The 4,664-nt window shown below is 64.9% G+C and carries 2 protein-coding genes; one reads left to right on the top strand and one right to left on the bottom strand.

Annotated features, from left to right (window positions below; translation table 11 throughout):
• A partial coding sequence (locus EOA60_RS19530; RefSeq protein ID WP_128311754.1) for an ATP-binding protein occupies positions 1–2,457 on the top strand: 2,457 nt, incomplete at its 5' end.
• Between the two features lie 256 nt (positions 2,458–2,713).
• Here the strand turns inward: EOA60_RS19530 and EOA60_RS19535 are convergent.
• Positions 2,714–4,664, bottom strand: a 1,951-nt coding sequence (locus EOA60_RS19535; protein WP_348632716.1) for an acetoacetate--CoA ligase, incomplete at its 5' end; no start/stop codon positions are given.

The following is a 4,664-nucleotide window of genomic DNA, read 5'->3' on the forward strand; positions in this document are numbered from 1 at the left end:
GCGCTGGTGCCCAATGGCGCCGCTCCGACAGAACCCGAACCTGCCGCCGGGCAACCCGCGGCCGAGCCGGCGAAACCTGCCGACCCGTTCCTGGGCGAAGTGCCGGCGCTGACCATCGTGCCCAAGCCGGAGCGCCGCTATGCCGACAAGGTGATCCGGCTGGCCGAGCACAGGCAGCCGGCCAACGACAAGCAGCCGGGAAATGACAGGCCGGCGAGTGAGAAAGGGCTGTCGATCCTCGAGCGCAGCGCCTTTCGCGAGATCGGCGAGCGGCTGCGGAAGGACAGTTCGGGACCGGCCGAGCCGCCAAGCGGCGCAACCGCGGGTGCTCAAAAGCAATCAGATGCGGCTGCAACCGCCGACAAGGCTGCTCCCACGGCCGAACAACCGTTGGCCGGTGAGAGGAAGACCGACCACTCCGATCTGAACGCGACTGACGCGACCTCGCCTGAGCCGGCCATACCGGAAGGCAACGAGGCCATTGGTACGGCCGAAGCGGAGACCGAGGCGGAAGATCAGAAGGATCTGGCTCGGCTCGATGGCCTCGATGTTCCCGAGGCAGCCGCTGGGAAAGACGAAACGCCCGCCGCCTCCGGGTCGCTGCTCAACTATGCCGGGCGCGAGAAAGCCGCCGATGAAGCGGAGGAAGCGGGTCCCGACAGGCGCCAAACCGCAGCGGCGGAAAGGGCAGGCGAACCGACGGCCGAGCGGCCAGGAGCCGAAGCCCCTGCCCCTGAGGCAGGCGCTGGCGACGACGACGGCATGACCGCCGACGATTTTCGCGACGCGGAAGACAGCGAGGACTGGGCCGGTTCCGCCAGGGATGGCGCCCTGCCCGCGGCTGGACAGCCTCGCGAAGCGAAAGCGCCGCCACCGAAAAGGCCGCGCCTCACGGTGCCGCCGCTCAAGCTCGAGGGCTTCGTGCCCTCGGCTTTCTCCACCGGGGAAGGCGACAGGGCTCCCGACACGTCCATCCTCGCCAGGCTGCCTGTGCCGCTGCTCATCCATTCCGGCGACGTGCTGCACTATGCCAATGAGGCGTTCCTGGAGCTCACCGGCTACGACGCGCTGGAAGACCTTGCCGATGCCGGCGGGCTCGGCGCGCTGTTCGCCGACCATTACGCCGATGATGGCGAGACTGACGAAGGCGACCGTTCGCTGAAGCTCACAACCCGCCAGAGCCAGGAATTCCCGATCGATGCGCTCCTGCGCTCGGTGCCGTGGCGCGGCGGTAAGGCGCTGATGCTGGTGGTGCGCCGCTCGGGCGAGGACGAGGCGCCCTCCGCCCATCTCAGCGCGGCCAATGACGAGCCGAACCAGCAGCCGGACGTGTCCGAGCTGAAGTCGCGAATCGCCGAAATGCGCACCATCATCGACACCGCCACCGACGGCGTGGTGCTGATCGGCCGCGACGGCAACATCCGCTCGATCAGCCGCCCGGCTGAAGCCCTGTTCGGCTTCGACAGCGACGAGATCGCCGGCAAGCCCTTTGCCTCGCTGTTCGCCATCGAGAGCCAGCGCGCGGCGCGCGACTATCTCGTCGGCCTTTCCGAACCTGGCGTGGCGAGCTTGCTGAACGACGGGCGCGAGGTGATCGGCCGCGAGGCGCAAGGGCGCTTCATCCCGCTGTTCATGACCATCGGCAGGCTGCCCAACGACAGCGGCTTCTGCGCCGTCGTGCGCGACATCACGCAGTGGAAGCGGGCCGAGGAAGACCTCACCCAGGCGCGCGCCGTGGCCGAGCGTGCCTCCTCGCAGAAGACGGATTTCCTCGCCCGCATCAGCCATGAGATCCGCACGCCGCTCAACGCCATCATCGGCTTTTCCGAACTGATGGTGGACGAGAAGTTCGGCCCGGTCGCCAACGACCGCTACCGCGACTATCTGCGTGACATCAACCGTTCGGGCAACCACGTGCTCGACCTCGTCAACGACCTGCTCGACATCTCCAAAATCGAGGCCGGCCAGCAGGAGATGGCCTATGAGGCGGTGTCGCTCAACGACACGCTGGCCGAAACGGTGGCGATGATGCAGCCGCAGGCCAACCGCGAGCGCGTCATCATCCGCTCGAGCTTCGCCTCGCGGCTGCCGGAAGTGGTGGCGGATTTGAGGAGTGTGCGCCAGATTGCGCTCAACATACTTTCCAACGCCATCCGCTATACCCAGGCCGGCGGCCAGGTGATTGTGTCCACCGCCTACGAGACCTCCGGCGACGTCGTCATGCGCGTGCGCGATACCGGCATCGGCATGACGCCGGCCGAGATCGAGCAGGCACTGAAGCCGTTCAAGCAGATCAATGCGCTCAAACGCGGCCGCGGCGACGGCACTGGCCTCGGGCTGCCTCTGACCAAGGCGATGGTGGAGGCCAACCGTGCCCGCTTCACTATCACATCGACACCTGGCGAAGGCACGCTGGTCGAGGTCGTCTTCCCATCGACGCGCGTGCTGGCCGAATAACGATCCGCAAGACCGAGCTTCGGCCAAAGAAAAAGGCGTCCTGGAGGACGCCTTGGAAAATGGGATGCTGTCACAACGGGGCTTGAGCTGAACCTCAGGGGACGAGGAACGGGATTTCTCCCTCAAGTTACACGCGACTATCGGCGCCGTCCCTTAACAAGTCCTTACCGGGAGCCAAAAAAATTTACGAATGTGTACCACTCGTGAAATCTAGGTAAATTGGACCGACACTATTTCTTAACCATGCCGGGGAGGCCTAATCAGCAAGCTGCGGCAGGTTCCTGAACAGCTCCAGCGCCTCCGGATTGGCGAGCGCTTCCTTGTTCTTGATGGCGCGACCATGCACCACGTCGCGCACGGCAAGCTCGGTGATCTTGCCCGACTTGGTGTGCGGGATGTCGGTGACGGCAACGATCTTCGCCGGCACATGGCGGGGGCTGGCGCCCGAGCGGATTCTGGCGCGGATGCGCTTTTGCAGATCCTCATCGAGGCTCACGCCGGCGGCCAGCCGCACGAACAGCACGACGCGCACATCGTTTTCGAAATCCTGGCCGATGCAGAGCGCCTCCAGGATTTCCGGCATCTGCTCGACCTGGTTGTAGATCTCAGCCGTGCCTATCCTGACCCCACCGGGATTGAGCGTGGCGTCGGAGCGGCCATGGATGATCATGCCGCCATGCGCGGTCCATTCGGCGAAGTCGCCATGGCACCAGATGTTGTCGAAGCGCTCGAAATAGGCCGCGTGGTACTTCTTGCCATCCGGATCGTTCCAGAAGCCGATCGGCATCGACGGGAATGCCTTGGTGCAGACGAGTTCGCCCTTCTCCTGCCGGACCGGCTTGCCGTCGTCGTCCCACACGTCCACCGCCAGGCCGAGGCCCGGCCCCTGGATCTCGCCGGTCCAGACCGGCTCGGTCGGGACACCCAGCACGAAGCAGGAAACGATGTCGGTGCCGCCGGATATCGAGGCGAGATGCACGTCCTTCTTGATGCCGTCATAGACGAAGCGGAAATCCTCCGGCGACAGCGGCGAGCCGGTGGATGAGATGGTCCGCACGCTTGCAAGGTCGTGGCTGTCGATCGGCTTCAGCCCTGCCTTGCGTACGGAATCGATGAATTTCGCCGAAGTGCCGAAATAGGTCATCTTCTCGGCATCGGCGAAATCGAACAGCGCATTGCCGTCGGGGTAGAAGGGCGAACCGTCATAGAGCAGCAACGTCGCCCCCGAGGCGAGGCCCGAGACCAGCCAGTTCCACATCATCCAGCCGCAGGTGGTGAAGTAGAAAAAGCGGTCGCCATCCAGTAGGCCGGCATGCAGCCGCTGCTCCTTGACATGCTGGATCAGCGTGCCGCCGACCGAGTGCACGATGCATTTCGGGATTCCGGTCGTGCCGGAGGAGAACAGAATGTAGAGCGGGTGCGAAAAAGGCAGCCGCTCGAAGGCGAGCGGCCTGGCGGCAAAGGGCGAGAGCGCTCCTTCCAGCGCCTCGGCCTGGTCGATGGTAGCGGCGACATCGGCCGACGTGCCGAGATAGTCGACGATCAGCACCTTGCGCACGGTCGCGAGCTTCTCGGCCACCGCGCGGATCTTGTCGGCGACCTCGATGGCTTTGCCGTTGTACCAATAGCCGTCAGGCGCGATGAAGACGACCGGCTCGATCTGGCCGAAACGGTCGAGCACGCCCTGTTCGCCGAAATCAGGTGAGCAGGAAGACCAGACCGCGCCGATCGAGGCGGCAGCCAGCATGGCAGCGACCGTCTCCGGCATGTTCGGCATCATGGCGGCGATGCGATCGCCCTCTCTGACGCCGATCGACAGGAAGAGCTGTTGCAGGCGCGAAGTGAGCGCATGGAGCTCGTTCCAGGACAGCCGGCGCTCGACCTTGTCCTCGCCCCGGAACACGATAGCGAGGCTGCCGCCGGTTTTTTTCAGAAGGTTCTCGGCGAAATTGAGTTTCGCGTCGGGAAAGAAGGCGGCGCCAGGCATCTTCTCGCCATCGACCAGAGCCCGCTCGCCCTTGTCGCCGACAAGTCCGCAAAAGTCCCAGACAAGGTCCCAGAATGCCTCGCGGTCGTCGATCGACCAGCGGTGGAGCTCGGCATAGCTGGAGAAAGCCTGGCCAGACTTCGCAACCGCAGCTTTCATGAAGGCGGTCATGGGCGCGGAGGCGATCCGGTCCTGCGTCGGCGTCCACAAGGGGGTGTCG

Origin of the sequence: Mesorhizobium sp. M1A.F.Ca.IN.020.06.1.1, assembly GCF_004023265.1 — a bacterium.
Taxonomy (GTDB): Bacteria; Pseudomonadota; Alphaproteobacteria; order Rhizobiales; family Rhizobiaceae; genus Mesorhizobium.